Annotated in this window: 13 protein-coding genes; all 13 read right to left on the minus strand. The window is 60.5% G+C overall.

The genetic code is table 11. From position 1 onward, the window contains the following. On the minus strand, positions 1-1,017 hold the full coding sequence (gene fliG, locus CDO35_RS06510) for a flagellar motor switch protein FliG (protein WP_099523135.1): 1,017 nt from the start codon (positions 1,015-1,017) through the stop codon (positions 1-3). Then, positions 1,010-2,794: a flagellar basal-body MS-ring/collar protein FliF gene (fliF, locus tag CDO35_RS06515; RefSeq protein ID WP_099523136.1), complete on the minus strand. Its 1,785-nt coding sequence runs from the start codon at positions 2,792-2,794 to the stop codon at positions 1,010-1,012. The genes fliG and fliF overlap by 8 nt, the downstream gene beginning before the upstream one ends. A 10-nt stretch (positions 2,795-2,804) precedes the next feature. After that, a complete protein-coding gene (gene fliE / locus CDO35_RS06520) occupies positions 2,805-3,134 on the minus strand; it encodes a flagellar hook-basal body complex protein FliE (RefSeq protein WP_013714978.1) in 330 nt (109 codons plus the stop codon). Between the two features lie 251 nt (positions 3,135-3,385). Beyond that, positions 3,386-4,801 carry a sigma-54-dependent response regulator transcription factor FleR gene (fleR, locus tag CDO35_RS06525; protein ID WP_099523137.1) on the minus strand — a complete coding sequence of 472 codons (1,416 nt, stop codon included), beginning with the start codon at positions 4,799-4,801 and terminating at the stop codon, positions 3,386-3,388. Positions 4,802-4,804: 3 nt separating this feature from the next. Continuing rightward, on the minus strand, positions 4,805-6,019 hold the full coding sequence (locus tag CDO35_RS06530) for a sensor histidine kinase (protein ID WP_099523138.1): 1,215 nt from the start codon (positions 6,017-6,019) through the stop codon (positions 4,805-4,807). Between the two features lie 167 nt (positions 6,020-6,186). Continuing rightward, a complete protein-coding gene (locus CDO35_RS06535; protein WP_017679155.1) occupies positions 6,187-7,662 on the minus strand; it encodes a sigma-54 dependent transcriptional regulator in 1,476 nt (491 codons plus the stop codon). A gap of 257 nt (positions 7,663-7,919) precedes the next feature. Continuing rightward, positions 7,920-8,213, minus strand: a complete 294-nt coding sequence (fliT, locus tag CDO35_RS06540) for a flagellar protein FliT (protein ID WP_099523139.1) — start codon at positions 8,211-8,213, stop codon at positions 7,920-7,922. 21 nt (positions 8,214-8,234) lie between these two features. After that, positions 8,235-8,615, minus strand: coding sequence for a flagellar export chaperone FliS (fliS, locus tag CDO35_RS06545; RefSeq protein ID WP_017361938.1), 381 nt, complete (start codon positions 8,613-8,615; stop codon positions 8,235-8,237). 102 nt (positions 8,616-8,717) lie between these two features. Further along, positions 8,718-9,110: a flagellar export chaperone FliS gene (gene fliS, locus CDO35_RS06550; RefSeq protein ID WP_099523140.1), complete on the minus strand. Its 393-nt coding sequence runs from the start codon at positions 9,108-9,110 to the stop codon at positions 8,718-8,720. A gap of 3 nt (positions 9,111-9,113) precedes the next feature. Further along, complete coding sequence (fliD, locus tag CDO35_RS06555) at positions 9,114-10,583, minus strand: flagellar filament capping protein FliD (RefSeq protein WP_099523141.1); 1,470 nt, start codon at positions 10,581-10,583, stop codon at positions 9,114-9,116. A gap of 79 nt (positions 10,584-10,662) precedes the next feature. After that, complete coding sequence (locus CDO35_RS06560) at positions 10,663-11,055, minus strand: flagellar protein FlaG (RefSeq protein ID WP_099523142.1); 393 nt, start codon at positions 11,053-11,055, stop codon at positions 10,663-10,665. A gap of 72 nt (positions 11,056-11,127) precedes the next feature. After that, on the minus strand, positions 11,128-12,612 hold the full coding sequence (locus CDO35_RS06565) for a flagellin (RefSeq protein ID WP_099523143.1): 1,485 nt from the start codon (positions 12,610-12,612) through the stop codon (positions 11,128-11,130). 248 nt (positions 12,613-12,860) lie between these two features. Then, the gene (locus CDO35_RS06570; RefSeq protein ID WP_099523144.1) at positions 12,861-18,419 is read right to left on the minus strand and encodes a glycosyltransferase; all 5,559 of its coding nucleotides are present in this window, start codon (positions 18,417-18,419) and stop codon (positions 12,861-12,863) included. Positions 18,420-18,455 lie beyond the last annotated feature (36 nt).

Raw genomic sequence — 18,455 nt, forward strand, 5'->3', positions numbered from 1 at the left:
TTAAACCATCTCCTCGCCGCCCTTGCCACCGAGCACGATCTCTCCGGCTTCGGCCATGCGCCGGGCAATGGTGAGAATTTCCTTCTGCGCACCTTCGACATCGCTGACACGTACCGGCCCTTTGGCCTCCAGGTCGTCACGCAGCAACTCGGCTGCACGCTTGGACATGTTCTTGAACACCTTATCCTTGATGGCGTCGTCGGCACCTTTGAGTGCCAGCACCAGCACTTCGGACGAAACTTCGCGCATCAAGGCCTGGATGCCACGATCGTCGACATCGGCCAGGTTGTCGAAGACGAACATCAGGTCTTCGATCTGCGTCGACAGGTCTTCGTCTACCTCGCGGATGGAGTCCATCAGCTGACCTTCCACCGAGCTGTCGAGGAAGTTCATGATGTCCGCCGCACGTTTGACGCCGCCCATGGTGGCGCGTGTGGTGTTGGCGCTGCCGGAGAACTGCTTCTCGAGGATCTGGTTAAGCTCCTTGAGCGCGGACGGCTGCACGGTGTTGAGCGAGGACACACGCAGGATGATGTCCAGGCGCACCTTGTGGTCGAAATGGCTGAGCACTTCACCAGCCTGATCCGGGTCGAGGTACGCGACGACGATGGCCTGAATCTGCGGGTGCTCGTAGCGAATCACGTCGGCAACGGCACGTGGCTCCATCCATTTCAGGCTGTCCAAACCACTGGTGCTGCCGCCGAGAAGAATGCGGTCGATCAGATTGCCGGCCTTGTCCTCGCCCAGTGCCTGGGTGAGCATCTTGCGAATGTAGCCGTCGGCACCGACGCCGAGGCTGGTCTGATCGCCGACGATGTCGACGAACTCGGCCATTACCTGCTCGACCTGCTCGCGATGAATGTTGCGCATGCCAGCCATGGCCACACCGACGCGCTGCACCTCTTTCGGCCCGAGGTGACGCAACACCTGTGCAGCATCGGTTTCGCCCAGCGAAAGCAGCAGAATCGCGGCCTTGTCGACCTTGTTCAGCTTGGTAGCGGTGCGATTGTCACTCATCGGCGTTGATCCACTCTTTCACGACCTGGGCGACGCGGCCAGGGTCTTCCGCCACTAGGCTCTTGATAGCGTTCAGTTGCGCATCATACCCCTCACTAGGGCTAGGCAACATGATGCTCTGCGGGCCGCCAAGACTGACACGGTCATCGGACAGCTCGCCATCCAGACCTGCCATCGAGCCAAGCTCCACATCACCGGAGCCTGCCAGTTCCTTGCCCCTACCACCGCCGGTGATATTGTTGAGCACCGGACGCAACACGCCGAACACCAGCACCAGGATGAACAGAACACCGAGCACCTGCTTGACGATGTCCCAGAACCAGGGCTGGGTGTAGAACGGAATATCCGGAATTTCTTCGCCCATCGACGCGGTGAACGCCGTGTTGATCACGCTGACGCTGTCGCCGCGACTGGCATCGAAGCCCACCGAATCCTGAACCAGACGAGTGAAGCGCGCCAGGTCATCGGCGGTCCACGGCACCCGGCTGCTTTCGCCGGTGGCCGGATCGACACGTACCTGATCGTCCACCACCACCGCCACCGACAGGCGACGCAGGCGCCCCTGCTGCTGACGGGTGTAGCTGATGGAACGGTCCAGCTCGAAATTGCGAGTGGACTGCTCACGCTTGTCGGCCGGATACGGAGCGAGCATCGGCTGGCCGGTAGCCGGGTCCATGATCTGCTGACCATTGGCATCGACCAGCGGCTGACCAGCCGCTATCGGGCCGGCTGGAGCGGCAGCGCCTGCAGCCTGCTGCGGAGCGGCAGCCGGGCCTGGCGGCTGATTGGACAGCGCGCCCGGCACGCCTTGCGGCGGCAAGCTGCTCTGACGCTGCTCGTTGACCTGTTGCTCGCTGCGCAGTGCGGGTTGATCCGGGTTGAACATTTCGGAAGTGGACTCGACCGAACTGAAATCCACATCAGCCGACACTTCTGCCTTGTAGCGGCCGGTGCCCAGCACCGGCTGCAGAATGTTGTGCACACGCTGAGTGAACAGCGTTTCCATACGACGGGTGTAGTCGAACTGCTTGCCAGCCATGGTCAGCTCGGAAAGCTCCTGCTGATCGGAGAGCAGATTGCCCTTCTGGTCGACCACCGTGACTTGGCCCTTGTCCAACTCAGGCACACTGGTCGCCACCAGGTTGACGATGGCCATCACCTGACTCGGTTCCAGGCTGCGGCCCGGGTAGAGTTCCACCAGTACCGAGGCACTAGGCTTGCGCTCATCACGCACAAAAACGGAAGCCTTGGGCATCGCCAGATGCACGCGCGCCGCTTTGACGTTGTTGAGGCTGGACACCGTGCGCGCCAACTCGCCTTCAAGGCCGCGGCGATAGCGGGTCGCCTCCATGAACTGGCTGGTACCCAGGCCCTGCTCACGGTCGAGAATTTCAAAACCGACGCTATTATCGGTCGGCGCCACGCCAGCGGCAGCCAGACGCATACGCGCACTACTCAGATCGTCGGCCTTGACCAGCAACGCGCCGGAGTTGGGCTCGACGGTGTAGTTGATACCCGCAGCGTTGAGGGTTTCCACCACCTGAGTGGCATCCATTCCATTGAGGCTGCCATAGAGCGGGCGATAGTCCGGCTGCTGCGACCAGAGCACCACGGCAAAACCGATCGCCACGCTGGCAGCCAGACCGACCAACAGGCCGAGCTGCCGCAGCACCGACATCTCGGCGAGATTTTCCAGGAAGCTAAGGCCCAACAGGGGCTTCTTCGGCTCGCCTGAATCGGCCTTGGCCGGTACGTTTGCTACTACTGCTTCAGCCATGACTCAACCCTCAGACCGGCATCTGCATGATGTCTTGATACGCCTGGACCAGCTTGTTACGCACCTGGGTCATGGCCTGGAAGGATACGCTGGCTTTCTGCGAGGCAATCATCACATCGGTCAAATCGACCCCGCTCTGCCCCATCTCGAAAGCGGTCGCCAGTTTATTGGAAGCCTGCTGGGTCTCGTTGACCTTGTTCACCGCCTGGCCGAGCATTTCCGAGAAACTCGGCGCCCCTTGCACTGGCTCGCTCGCAGCAGGCTTCTGACGCGCCATGGCCTCAGCCTGCATGGAACGCATTTCCAGCATCAAGCGATTGAATTCGACACCTTGGCTCATGACTTCCTCCACTGCCCGCTTTTTGACACTAGCGGCGCTATGCAGGGGTATTAGCAACAAGGGTGCCAGAATGAAGGAGAGTTCGGAGAGCTGTACAACCGGGAAACCAGTCACCATGATCGGTACGCACAGAACGCCCTAGGGCCGGGCGTTCATGCAAGGTGCGCCGTGCGCACCGCGAAGCTGACGACACACCTGAGCTGCCATGGGGCGCTTAACCTGACAGGCAAAGATGCCCCGAGCGAGAAGTCTCAGCTGGCGTACAGATAAGCCTCGACATCCATCCCGGCATCTCGCATCTGCGCCAGCTTGTATCGCAGGGTGCGCGGGCTGATCCCCAGGCGTTCGGCGGCCTCCTTGCGGCGGCCGCGCTCGGCACGCAGGGTGTCGATGATCACCTGAAACTCACGACGGCGAAGGTCTTCACCCAGCGCGCCGGAATCCACCGCAGCCGCCGGTTCGGCCGGTTGCACCACTGGCGGCGCAACGTTTGGTACGACTGCCAGGCGCGGTGCGGTGCTCTGTACCGTCTGACCTATGGGTGCGTGCAGGCAGAGATCCTGCGCCTGTATCACCCCACCCTGCTGCAGGATCAAGGCTCGCTGAATGGCGTTGTCCAGCTCACGCACGTTGCCCGGCCACTGGTGCTGCACCAGGCTCTGCGCAGCCGACTCGGACAGACGCACCGGCATTTGATTCATTTTTTTGACGTGCTTGGCCAGCAGCCGCTCGGCAAGCGGCAGAATGTCGGCAGGCCTATCACGCAACGGCCGCCAGGCCAAGGGGAAGACCGACAGCCGGTAATAGAGATCCTCGCGGAAACGTCCTGCGGCAACCTCGCTAGCCAAGTCACGGTTGCTGGTGGCCAGCACACGAATATCCAGGTTGATTGGCTTGCGCGCCCCGACCCGCTCCACCTCACGCTCCTGCAGCACACGCAGCAACTTGGCCTGCAGCCCCAGCGGCATTTCGGAAATCTCGTCGAGCAGGATGGTCCCGCCATCGGCCAACTCGAACTTGCCCGGCTGAGCGGTGACCGCACCGGTGAACGCACCCTTCTCATGCCCGAACAACGTGGCCTCAAGCATGTTGTCGGGAATCGCCGCACAGTTGATGGCGATGAAAGGCCCGGAGGCGCGCGGCGACTGCTGATGGATATAACGCGCCAGCACCTCCTTACCGGTCCCCGACTCACCCGTGATCATCACCGTCGAATCACTCTGCGCCACGCGTGACGCCAACTCCAGCAACTGCACGCTGGCCGGCTCGAGCGCCACCGGACCATCGCGATCCCCCGCCGTCAATTTACCGAGAGCGTGCTTGGCCACCAGCTCCAGCAGCGTGCGCGGCTCGAACGGCTTGACCAGATAATCAGCGGCGCCCTGACGGATGGCATCTACCGCCCTCTCTACCGCGCCGAAAGCCGTGATCAGCAATACCGGCAGTTGCGGATAACGACTACGGATTTGCGCCAGCAGTTGATGACCATCCATACCCGGCATGTTGACGTCGCTGACCACCAGCCCGAACGGCTCTTCGGTCAACGCGACCAAGGCCGCCTCGGCGCAATCGACGGCTCGATAATCATGTCCGCCCAGGCACAGGGTATCGGCCAGGGCTTCGCGCAGCGCGCGATCGTCTTCAACCAGCAGGACTTTGGCAGCCATGGGTTACTCCTGATTCGAGTGAGACGCCGCATCAAGCAGCGGCAGAGAAACGATGGCGCAGGTACCACGACCCGCACGCGATTGCAGCAGCAACTGGCCCTGATGGGCGCGTGCCACAGCCTTGACCACGGCCAGGCCGAGGCCGGTCCCGGTAGTCTTGGTGGTGAAAAACGGCTCACCCAGGCGCGCCAGGGTTTCCTGACTCATGCCGGGCCCGTTGTCACTGACGCACAGGCGCAACAGGTTGTCGCGGCGGTACAGATGAACCTTCAGACGCGCATCGCGCCCAGCCGCTTGTATGGCGTTATCGATCAGGTTGAGCACGGTGCCGACCAACGTATCGCGGTTGCACAGCAGTTCGCCGTCACGCACATCGCACTGCCAGCGCACGGCCATATCACCCACGTGCGCATCGGCAGCCGCACGCAGCGCGTCGAACAAGACCGACGGCGACAGACGATCCGGCAACGGCAGCTCGCCACGGGCAAAGATCAGCATGTCGCGCACCTGGTTTTCCAGCTCGTGCAACCGCTCCTTCAAACGCCCAGCGAAACGCTGCTGCTGTTCGGCCGGCAGCACCTGTTCATTGAGGTGGCTTGCGTAGAGCAACGCAGCGGAAAGCGGTGTACGGATCTGATGGGCCAGGGAGGCGACCATGCGCCCCAGCGCCGATAGCCGTTCATGGCGAGAAAGCTGGTCCTGCAGGCGACGGGTTTCCGTCAGGTCGGTCAGTAGCACAAGCTGCCCCGGCTCCCCGTGCAGGGAACGCGTGGCGATAGATAGACGGCGGCCGTCGCGCATGGAAATTTCATGACCATCGTCTTCGCGCGGGGCAAAGTTGCGTGCGATCACCTGACGCCAGAGCATGCCCACCAGGGGCTGGCCGAGCAGCGCACGCGCCACGGGGTTGGCCTCGCGCACGACACCCTGACCGTCGATGACGATCACACCGCCAGGCAGCAGATCCAGCAGGCTTTGCAGGCGATGGGCCAGGCGCTCCTTCTCCGCCAACTCCTGCATGCGCTGTGCACTGACCAGCGCCAGCTGCCCCTTCAGCTCATTGACCCGCGCCTCAAGCAGGCTGTAGGACTCGCTGAGCTGATTTGACATCTGATTGAACAGGGCAAAGGCCTGCTCCAGTCCCGCGCGGCTGGCTTGTTCGAGCGGGGCGGAGCCGTTTGGCTCGGCTGACTCGGTAGGACGAAGGTTGGCTTCCATCTGCTTCTCTCGTACGACGCACCGTCAGAAGACGGTCAGATACAAGAGCTTTAGCAATCCCCGTGCCTACTTTTTTGTTCTTATTTATCAAGGACTTGAAAAAACAAAGCCGGAACTTGCGTCAAAGCTCCGGCTTTCTTTGTGCTGTTTGACGCGAGGCTGCTGGATCAATCCTCGTCCTGGCCATCCTCTTCGCGGCGGCTCATACCGTACTTACGCATCTTCTCGACCAGCGTAGTACGGCGAATCCGCAGGCGCTCAGCAGCGCGCGCCACCACACCACCAGCATCATCCAGCGCCTGCTGGATCAGACCCTGCTCCAAGTTACCGAGGTAGTCCTTCAGATCCAGCCCCTCCGGCGGCAACATGGCTGGCGTATCGAGGCCCGGTAGACCTGCCATGATCGCAGCGCGCTCTTCCATTTCGTCGCGCAAGCTGGCTGCCAGCTGCTCATCCTCGTCATCGACATGACGGAATTTCTTCGGCAACTCGCCAACCCCGATCACACCATAGGGATGCATGATCGCCATGCGCTCTACCAGGTTGGCTAGCTCACGCACGTTGCCTGCCCAATCATGGCGGCACAGCGACATGATGGCAGCTGAGTTGAAACGAATGGAGCCGCGCTTCTCGTGCTCCATGCGCGAAATCAGCTCGTTCATCAGCAGCGGGATATCTTCGATGCGCTCGCGCAGCGGCGCCATCTCGATGGGGAAGACGTTGAGGCGGTAATACAGGTCCTCACGGAAACTGCCGTCCTCGATCATCTTCTCCAGGTTCTTGTGCGTGGCAGCAATGATGCGCACATCGGCCGTCTGCGTCTTGTTGCTACCGACACGCTCGAAGGTGCGCTCCTGCAGCACGCGCAGCAACTTGACCTGCATCGGCAGCGGCATGTCACCGATCTCATCGAGAAACAGCGTGCCGCCGTTGGCCAGTTCGAAGCGCCCTGCCCGGCTGGTGATAGCGCCGGTGAAGGCGCCCTTCTCATGACCGAACAGCTCGCTCTCCAGCAACTCGGCCGGAATGGCGCCGCAGTTGACCGGCACGAACGGCGCCTCGCGGCGCTTGGAGTGGTAGTGCAGATTACGCGCCACCACTTCCTTGCCAGTTCCCGACTCACCAAGGATCAACACACTGGCCTCGGTATCGGCAACTTGCTGCATCATCTGCCGCACTTGCTGGATCGCACGACTGGTGCCGACCAGACTGCGGAACAGATTGGGCTCGCGCTGCCGCCCACGATCACGAGCCTGGTCGTACATCTCGCGATAGACCTGGGCACGATGCAGCGAATCGAGCAGCTTGTTATAGCTGAGCGGAGTCTCCAGGCTGGCCAATACACGCCTGCGCAAATCCTCCGGCCACTCGACGATACTGGAGTCGCCGACCGTCAATAACGGCAGGAACTCATCCCAGCCAGCAATCTGCTTGGTCAGCTCGAGCGCCCCACCCTTGGCCTCGACATCGCCCAGCAAGACGCTGAGCACTTCGCGACTGGAAGCGAGTTCGGCCACGGCGTTGCGCCAGTCTTGGCTGGTACAGGCCAGGTGCTCTTCCCCGAGAAAACTCAGAATGATCGCCAACTCGTGGCGGCGCGCAGCATTGTCATCGATCAACAGGATTTTGGTTTCACGCCACATCTTGTGCTTGTCTGACCCGAGAGGTGAGGGAAATCGCACGCCAGATCTTCGACGCGCGCCGGCAATTAGCCACTAGTAAAGTCAAAAAATTGAAGCCAGTCAATTTTATGGCGTAACTTTTTCGCCCGCCAACGGAATTAGCTAAGCAGCTGTTTGCAGAGCCGGGTAGTGGCAGGCGATAAAAAAGCAGGAGAAGCGCAAGCGCAGAGAGACAACCGAGCCGAACCTACTGGCTAAACTCGGCAAAAATCAGGTTGTCAGCCGAAAAGCTGATAAACCTTGGCGCCCTGATGGGATTGATTGAGCTGCACCAATTCACCAGCCAGACGCTGCTGCTCGGCCTGACAAACGGTCACCAACTCACGGTACAGTGACAGCAGATTTTCCAGGCCACTGCGCAGCTCTTCTTCGTCATTGCTATCGACCATAGCCGCATCGACTACCATGCGGCATTGCAGATCGAGCTCGCCAATAGCGGCCCAGTCCTGTTTGGACAGAGCATCGCGCAGGGCAGAACCGGTCGCTTGCAAACGCTGGACGGATGAACTCATTCGCTTCTCCTCCGATGCTCGCTACTGAGCGATGGCATCCCAACCCTGTTTGACGTTACGCAGCAGCACTGAAACCTCTTCGAGAAGCTCCGGCTCGTTGCTCACATTGGCTTCGGTCAAACGGGCGATCATGTATTCGTACAGGCTATCGAGGTTACCGGCCAGCTCGCCACCTTGCTGGTGGTCGAGACTCTCGCGCAGTCCCGCGACGATGGCAATACTCTTGCCGATCAACTCGCCTTTCAGCGCTGTTTGCCCGCGCTCCATGGCACCACGTGCCTGAGCGATACGAGACAGACCGCCCTCCATCAACATCTGGATCAGTCGATGAGGGCTGGCCTCTGCGGCCTGCGCTTGGTTGTTGACGGTCTGATACTGCTTGAGGGCCGCCATTGCGTTCATAGTCGCTCTCGCTCTACCGATGGGCTGATACTTCGGTATCGGCCCTGAGGCTCAAAGCTTTAACGATTTTGTCGCTGAAACAGCTAAGCCAGAAGCGCTCAATCAGCCAGCAGGCGCCGGTTCGACCTCAGGGCCGATGGCATCCCAGGCGCTTTTGATATCACCCAGCAGCGCCTGAACCTCTTCGAGGGTACGTGGCGTATCGTCCAAAGCGACACCCGCCAAACGGCGCGTCATATAGTCGTAGAGCGCATCCAGGTTCTCGGCGATTTCACCGCCCAGCTCCTTGTCCAGAGCCGCCTGCAGCACGCCCAGAATTGTGATGGTGCTACCCACGGCCATGCCGCGAATCTCGGTATCACCCTCGGCCTGTGCCTGCTTGGCCAGCATCACACGTTGCAATGCACCTTCGAGTAACAGCTGCACCGTACGATAAGGCGATATCTCCTGGCTGGTCTTGACCTGCTTGTAGGCGTCAATCGGGTTCTTGCCCATTACTTAATCCTTTTTCACGAAACCAGGAAGGTTGGCGAGCATGCCGCTCAAACTTTCGCTGGTGCGGGTAAGCTGCCCTACCAAGGAGTCCATGGCGTTGTACTGGGCATAAAGTCGGGTTTGCAGGCTTTCGACACGCTTGTTCAGGCTTTCGCGCTGAGAGTCAACGCTCTTCAAGGTATCGCGCAGGGCACTATCACGCTGCTTCAATACACCATCGGTCGCCACATAGCCGGATACAAAGCCAGAAAGACGCCCCATTAAGCCGTCACTGCCCGTGAGATAGCTACCCACTTGATCGAAATTGGTCTCAAGCGCCTTGGTCAGCGTGGCATCGTCGAGAGACAACTTGCCATCCTTGCCCGTTGTAATGCCCAGATCCGCCAGCGCCCGAACGCCACTCTCTCCACCGCCGGTCATCTTGACGATTTCGTTACGCAAACCGGCGAGCACGCTGCGCACCGTGGAGTCGCCAACCAGAGGGCCTGCTACAGGCTTGGAACCCTCCACCTCAACGACAGCTGTGAGCTGCGCAGACGAGGTGATCAGGGCGTTGTAGGCGTCGACGAACTTCTGCAGGTTGCTCTTGACGCTGGACTTGTCGACACCAACGGTTAGATTGATGGTCTTGCCATCGGTCAGATCGGTAGCGCTCTGCGCCGCAACCAGATCAAGCGTAACGCCCTCAAGGGCATCCTCGATCTTGTTGCTGTTGCGGACCAACTGCAGGCCATCGATGGTCAACTTGGCGGACTTGGCTTGAGTGATTACACCGCCCGCGCCACTGTCCGAGCTTGGCTTGAGGAAAGCATCAGCATTGTCAGGATCAGCCTGTGGCGTGAACGCCTGAGTCGTCAGGGCATTGCCGCCGGTCGTTTCACCATCTTCGGTAACCGCTACCCGGATGTCATTGCCTTCGCCAGTCTTGGTCGAGCTCAGCACCAGGCGGGAACCGGAATCATCGGTAATGATGGTGGCACTTATACCGCTGTTTTTACCGGCTTCGTTTATCGCGTCACGCATGCCAGCAAGCGTGTTGTTAGCTGCGGTGACATCGACACTGATACTGGTACTGCCAGCGGAAATTTCCAGCGTACCGCTGTTGAAAGTAGCCGGGGCGTTACCCACACCCGAGACAGACTGCAGGGCAACCTTGCTGCTGGCAGCCAATTGCTGAACCTGAACGCTGTATGTGCCTGCAGGCGCAGTTGTGGCAGCAGTAGCCTTGAGCATACTGCTATTGGAGGTGCTGGCAGTGCGCGACTCAAACAGGGAAGGTTTGTTTAGCGCGTCGAGGGCCGTCTTGAAGGAGTTCATCGCCCCCGTGAGGGTGCCGATCGCAGAGATACGGGTAGTGGTCTTCTTCTCGAGATTATCGAGCTGGTTGGTTTTCGGCGCTTTCTCGGCATTAACCAACGCCGTGACAATCTCGTTGATGTTGAGACCCGAACCGATTCCCGTAATACCTGCCATGATCTTGCACCTCGTCAAAAATCCGACTGCACCCTGTCGATTGAAGGATATCAGTCAAAACTCATGCCAAGACGTGTCGTTATGCCTCGGCCTTGAACAAAAGGCTGCGCACTTCTGACAGATTTTCTGCCAACTTCAACGCTTCCTCAGACGGAATCTGGCGAATCACATCGCCCGACCCAGCATCCGTCACCTTGACAACCACACGCCCAGAGCCGTCATCGACGGCAAAATTGATGCTGCGACGAACCGACTGCACGAATTCCTGAATGGTCGCTACCGCATCCTCAACCTGCTCACGACTGACATCCTGAGCGGGTGTAACTGCTCGGGCAGTAGCCTGTTCATCAGCATTCGAAACTGTCGCGATAGTCGAAAGACCTTGCTTCTGCCGAGTTTCGGCAGCATTGGAGACGCCACCATCGCGGACAACCGTGGAATTGACCTGGGGCTTAATTGAGCTGACGTCCATAAATTACTCCTCACAATGAGGTAACGGGGAGAAGAGCCAGGCCCTTCCCCCCGTAGTCTAGCGCCTTTGACCTTAGCCCAGCAGGCTGAGTACGGCCTGCGGCAACTGGTTGGCCTGAGCCAGGATCGCGGTACCGGCTTGCTGCAGGATCTGATTCTTGGTCAGTTCCGAGGTTTCGGCAGCGAAGTCAGTGTCACGAATCCGGCTACGAGCAGCGGAGGAGTTCTCAGCGATGTTCTGCAGGTTCGAGATAGTGTTCTCGAAGCGGTTCTGCACGGCACCGAGCTGAGCACGCTGGCTGTCGATGTTGGAGATCGCACCGTTGATGATACCCAGTGCATCCTGAGCCCCCGTCGCCGTACTGATGTCGATGGTGTTCACCGCATCCAGCTCACTGAAGCCGTCAGCACCCAGACCACCGCTCATGCCAGTAACCTGGAAGGCATCGGCTGCCTCGAGTTGTACCTGACCGTCGGCGCGAGCACCACCTCCAGCGACGATGGCAGCTGCAGTGCCAACGTCATCTTCGCCATCGAAGCTCTTGGCCTGCAGAGTCGCACCACCCGAACCAGCGTAGTTGGTGATCTGGATCGCATCGCCGCGCGAGCTGACCAGCTCGATGGTGTCACCTTTGGACACAGCCGAGATACCGGTTTTGCCAGTTTCACGGTTGATGGCATCAGCCAGGGAGGACAAGTCAGTAGTATCGGAGACCACAGCAGAGACAGTGGCAGCGTCAGCTTCCAGCGACTTACTGGTAAGACCAGACAGATTGAAGGAGACGGTACCCGAGGCAGTGATGCCACCGAGAACTGCAACAGTACGAGCGTTGGCAGTTACGCCAGTCTCGTCGCTTTTAGAGTTGATGGCACGAGCCACTTCACTGGCCGAACCACTTGCAGCGCCGGAGATCGCGACATCCCCATCAGACAGCTTGGAGTTGATGTTGAACGAGGAGCTGCCATAAGCGCTACCCGAGGTGGCGCTGAAAGCGGCACCTGAAGCAATAGCAGTTGCAGTAGCACCGTCGGTCGTAAAGCGGTTGATACCGATACGATCGGTAGCGGCCGAGCCGATGGAAACACTGATGGTTTCGTAAGCATTGGCACCTACCTGGAAGCTCTGCGAACCGAAGCTACCGTCGAGGATCTTGCGACCGCCGAAGCTGGTGGTGTCAGAGATACGGTTCAGCTCCTGTTGCAACTGAGCGACTTCGCCCTGCAGGGCAGCACGCTCGGTAGCACCGTTGGAACCGTTGGCCGACTGCAGGGCCAGGTCACGCATACGCTGCAGGATACCGGTGGACTGCTGCAAGGCACCTTCAGCGGTCTGCGCCAGGGAGATACCGTCGTTGGCGTTACGGGTCGCTACGCCCAGGCCAGTAATTTGACTGGTCAGGCGGTTGGCGATCTGCAGGCCAGCAGCGTCGTCTTTGGCGCTGTTGATGCGATAGCCGGTGGACAGGCGCTGGAGGGAAGTATCCAGGCCTTTGGACGAGGTGTTCAGGTTACGCTGAGTGTTGAGGGACGCAACGTTAGTGTTGACTGTAAGGGCCATGGTATTGCCTCCAGATGACCTTAGAACCGTTTGTCTGAGCTTGCGAGCTCGGGCCTGCATGCTCAGACGCCCAGAGAGTTCGCATTCGATCTCTTTATCGGCGCTTGCCTAAGGAGCTTTAGAGACAATTTTCAGCTTTTTTTTATTGTTTACAGTCAATCACTTAACCAGTCACTCACGCTTTATGGGCGCCTTTGCCTGAAAACCGTCGAGCACTATTGCAGCACTCGACGGTTTTTGCGGCACATTTAGTCAGGCATCCAGGCCTTGCGCCAGCGTTCCAAGTTTTCACCGTCCAGCATCCAGTCGCGATAAACCGCTTCGCGTAGCCGATCACCCGCCTGTGCAGTCGCATCCAGATCGCTGGTATGCATGCGGATGGCATCGACCCAATCGCGGAAGCGGTTTTTCACCCGCGTAACAGGAAGGTCTCCGCGATAGCACACAAGATCACTACAGATCACCGGAAAGCCACAGGCGCCATACTCCAGCAGGCGCAGGTTGCTCTTGCACTCGTTGAACAGATTGGCCTCCACCGGCGCCAGCGCCAGGTCGAGATCCAGATTCGCAAGCGCAACCGGGTAAGACTCGATATCGACACCTGGATGAAATTCATTAATGAAGGGCCGGATCGCATCCGGGCACATGCCCATAAACACCCACTCGACCTCTCCCGCCAATTCGCGAACGACATCGACGATCAGATCCAGATCGCCGGTATGGCTGACCCCACCGGCCCAGCCGACCCGAGGCTTACGCCCTCGCCGACGTTGGCTTTGCAGCCCCTTCCACCATTTCACCGGCAGGCGGTTCTCGATTACACGGATATCACCATGCAAGCCGGCGAACGCCTCTGCCAGCGGCTGGGTGGACACCACGAAGCGATCAACGAACTCCAGGCCGCGACGCAGAGACTTGAGGATATCGCGGGGCATCTGATCCCGATGCACGCTTTTCAGTGGCAGGTTGGGTAGATAGTCGTCCAGCTCGTATACTTTGAACGCGCGCGAGAAACGCTTGAGACGGCGCATGGCCTCCAGGCGATCATCGCCAATCTGGCGCTGCAACACGACCACGTCCGGGTCGTAGCGCTCCAGATCGGTTACCTGCAACAACCCCATGGACAGAGTGCCATCGGCCAGCCCCTGAGACTTCAGCGCAGAGAGCGGCTGGATGACGCGGTAATGACCACAGCCCCAAGGATCGGCAGGGTGGGCCAATACCACCGGTAAAGGCCGCCAACTCAGGGGGCGCCAGGTCAGGGACACGTCGCTTTCCAGATCGAAGCCCCGCCCGTTCAATGCCAGATTACGGTTGTAAGCACGGTCGCTTGCCAGTTGCGACAGGTAACGCTCGTAGAGCTGATCCTCTGCTGCGGTGCTGGTCCGTACCCGCTCCGCCTCATGCAGGATAATCGCGTTTGCCGCCCATACAGTCAGATACCCGGCATCGCGTACACGCAAGCAGAGATCCACATCGCGGAAGGCATTCAGCCCGGCATCCATCCCGCCAATCTGGCGGAACACTTCGGCACGCACCATCAGGCATTCCTCACCGACTGCGCTGTAGTTCTGATCCACCTGCAGACGGTGCATATAGCCCGCCGCATCCATCGCCTCACCTGCGAAAGCGGCAGTCGCCGGGCCGTTGACACCCAACAGCAGCCCAGCCTGGGCGATACGCCCGTTCGGCGTCAGCAGCTTGCCGCCGACCACACCGACCTCCGGCCTCTGAGCGTGGTTGAGCAACTCACCCAGCCAGTCAGCATTGATGATGGCCGCTTCGCCAGAAAGCAGCAGCAGGTATTCGCCACGCGCCTGCTCCGCAGCGCGGTTCTGCGCGAGCCCAGCTTCTGCGGGAAACACGCGAACCTTGTCGTCACCGAGTAACGCCACCTCGCGCAACCAAGCGCTGACGTCAGCCCGCGTGCCGCTATCGGCCAGCAACAGCTCGTAATGACTGTAGGCAGTCTTTTCCAGCAAGCTGTCAGTACAGCGCTGCAAGGCGGCCAAAGGCACATCCGTGGCGAGAATGATCGACACCAAGGGAGCAGCGCCATGGCCGTAGTGCAACCGATAACGTCCCGGCAAGCCGGGCAGCACCTGAGCCTGATAGCCTCGATTACCCAGGTGACGCTCGATCACCCGGCGCTCATCAGGATTGTCACGCAGCGCAGGTGCTTCGGTGATCACCAGCGGTTCATCGATATGCCCCAGGCCTGCCAGACCTTCCTGTTCAATGAATCGGGTCAGCAGTTCGAACTCAAAAGCATCGGGGAACGCCGAATCGAAGCCACCGACAGCCAGGAACAGATCGCGGCGATACAACCAATGGCGCGCCATCACCATGGGGAAGCTGAGCAGCAGATCGAGGTTGAAGCCCGGCAGGAAAGCACCGCCCAGGCTGCCGTCCGGCAGACGTTGCAACTGGTCGCCATATACGGCGCGGCACTCGGGATTGCCGGCCAGTTCCAGGCCGGCAATCATCAGGCCGCTCTGGGTGAACTCATCGCCGGCATAAGCCAGCATGAACCACTGGCAATCGCTGGCCTCGACCGCGCGGTTGATCTGCTCGACCAAGGGCTCGTCGGTCATTTGCAGGAAATGCAGCTTGTCCGCCGCCGAGGTGGCGGGCACGTCGGCCGGGGTGATGACCAAGATACGCAGCGTCGCATAGAGGCAGCGCTCGCCGAGCAGGCTCTTGAGCGTGACCATCAGTTGCTCGGACTGGCCGTCGCTATCGAGCACCACCACGCCGATCAGCGGCCCGCCCTGGTGCCCCTGCAGATAGTCGGAGATCAGGCGGTTTTCAGCTGCGGTCGGCAAGCGTTTGGCCAGCCACTGCGCAAGCCCATCCTTGGGTCGTTCCCCCAGGCTTTTGAGCATCTGCTGACGACCACGCTGCAGCCCCTCGCTGGCGGAACCACCGTAGCGCTCGTAGAGCTCGCGGTACAGAGCCGGGAAGTTCTTGCGCTCACGACCGAGCATGTGGTCGCCGCCGGCGCCCGGGGCACGGGTGTGGACTTCGCTGGTCACCGTCGGTACGTGCACGAACGGGTAGCGCGTGGCCATACGCAGGAGCATGTCCCAGTCTTCGAAGGCCGCCAGCCCGGTGTCGAACTCACCGACAGTGGCCAGCATCTGGCGCGGATGTGCCCAGGTGTTGACCGGGATGTAGTTCTGCACGAACAGGCGATCGCGGTCGAACACCTCGTGCTTGAACGGCTGGCCACGACCAAGCTCGATACGCTGGCCATCCTCCAGCTTTTCATTGACGTACTCGACGCCGGTATAGATGACGCTATCTGGATGCTGCTCGAAGGCCTCGGCCAGCACAGCCAGGTGGTTGGGCAGGTAGATGTCGTCATCGTCGAGGTAGACGATGTAGCGCCCACGCGCCAGCTTGAGGCCGGCGTTACGCGCGGCTGACAAGCCCTGGTTGCGGCCCTGGCGGATATAGGTGATGGGGAACGCGTAATCGGCCAGCAGGTGTTCAACCGGCTCGCCGTTATCGTTGATCAGAATGACTTCGAAATCGCGCAAGGTCTGGTTGCCGACGCTGGCCAGAGCATCCTTCAACAGATCGGCACGGTTGTAGGTGGTAAGGATGATGGAGAACAGGCACGTCGCAACCTCATCATGGCTGTTCTGCTCCAGCAGCGCACGGCGGACGGCATCGATGCGCACCTGCAGCGGCGCCCGAACCTCGGCCGGGTAGGCCTCGAAACGCTGGCGGTAGAGCTGCCAGATCGGTTGCGCAGCGCCTCGTATGCGCACACGGGTCGGCGCGTCATCCAGGCACATCTCGAGAATCTCAGTGTGCTCGCGCAGCGGACGGTCACTGCCATAGAAACTCTTGGAGATCTGTCCGCCGTGCACCCGATAGCCGACGCTGGGTTGGCGCAGGAATACGAAATCGGGCGCCACACGGGCCAGGCGAATCCACAGTTCCCAATCGCCAGCAAGCATGTCGTGGCGGTGGATGCCGCCTTCCGGCAGTGCGACGAGATGCAGTGCACTACGGCGCAACATGGCGGCGGAAGGCGTGATGTAGTTATCGAAACACAGCAGGTCGATCACTTCGTCGCGCCCACCGCAATACGATGCGCGCCGGTGCCCCGGATGATCCGCGTACTGCTGGCGTACCCCCTGCTCGTCGATCCAGTAGCACTGGGTATAGCCCAGCGCAGCCTGCGGACTGGCATCCATGGCCTCGACCAACGAGGCCAGGTGGCCCGGGTAGAGCACGTCATCGGAACCCAGTACCACCACGTAACGACCGCGCCCGGTCGCCACGCACTTGTTGTAGTTGCCGGTCATGCCCAGGTTCTGGGCGTTGACCTCGAAATGCAGACGCGACTCGTCGGCATAGCGTTTCAACACCTCCAGGCTGTCGTCTTTCGAGCAGTCGTCGTAGACCACCACCTCGAGCCGAACACCTTCCTGAGCCAGGATCGAATCGAGGGTCTGAGCCAGGAATGCGGCATTGTTGTAGGACATCACCGCAACGGTGACATCTACGCCCTCCTCCTGCGGCTCGACAGAAAGCGGCTCAGGCAGCGTTCTGCGGCGCCGCCCGGCGAGCTCGCTCTGCAGAGTCGCGACGCCCAGCGGCTGCTCAGGCAGCGCCTGGCTGGCGCGCTGTGCATCCTGGTCCAGCCATTGGCGCAGGGCCTCGATGGGAATTTCCACGTTCCAGTGGTAGACAACGCTGTGGGTGCCAGGCAAGCCCTTGACCGGGTGATAGACCAAACGCACGCCCACCGCAGCAGCCAGGGCATGGAAGAACCAGTACCACATCTGCGGATTATCCTGGATCAGCATCACCAGGGTGCCGCCACGGGGCATCCACAGAAGATTGGCGGCAGCCGCGCCAGAACCTAGGATCGCCAGTTCGCAACCGGCGAGCGCACGCACCTGCGAGGCAAAGTCGCGCACCTCCGGCTGAAAGGCCTGAAAGCCATCGCGACTGAGCTCGCGGATCAGCTCCTGCTGGTTGACGATGGTACGGCCATTGCCGCCCGGCGGCCGAATCAGGTAGGCCTTGTCCTGGCCCTCGACCGCAGCGCAGCGGGCCTTGACCTGGCTGGCCATCCAGGCGATGGCCGGCGGGTAGAGATGGTATTCGTCACCGCGATAGACGTAGCCGGCACGCGGCTCCCAGATATCGGCGGTGTCGGAAAAATGGTGCAGTACAGCCACCTGGCAGGCACTTCCCGGCGACACGCAAAGCGTACGCTCACGTGGCCAGAACAAGGCCAGTGCATCCATGATAGAAGCCGGCAAGCCGGCCTCGACCAGCACCACGGTATCGTCCGGCAGGTCGGCCTGCTCGATCCAGTAGAAGCGCCCGAGCTTCTCACTCAACCAGTGTGCATAGTTGCCGTTTTCCCAACCGAAGAAGCTGATGGCATTGGCCACCTGCAACGACTCGCCCTTGCCAGCAAAAAACGCACACGCGCCGCTGTCATCGACACGCAACCCATGCTTTTCATACCAGGCGTTATTCACTCGCCCAAGGTTGTCGTAAACACCGTCGCAGACATACTCACCATTGGCGATATCGCCAATGCCGGCCATGCCGGCGACCAGGCGCACATCGTGAAAGCGCCCGCGATACTGAGCCAGCATGCGCTGCCGGGCCTGGCGCAGGCTTTCCGGCAGAGAGAACCCCACCATCTCCAGCGGTGCCGGCGACCAGCTCTCGGCGGCGGCCAGCTCGGTCAGATCGACACAGCCCTTGGCGCTTCGGGCGGAAACGACCCTGGCGCTGACCACTGCGTCTGGCAGATGACTTCCCTGGGGCATGCAGAAAACTCCGATTGAAAAAAGTGAAAACAGCCA

Origin of the sequence: Pseudomonas sediminis, from assembly GCF_002741105.1 — a bacterium.
Classification (GTDB): Bacteria; Pseudomonadota; Gammaproteobacteria; order Pseudomonadales; family Pseudomonadaceae; genus Aquipseudomonas; species Aquipseudomonas sediminis.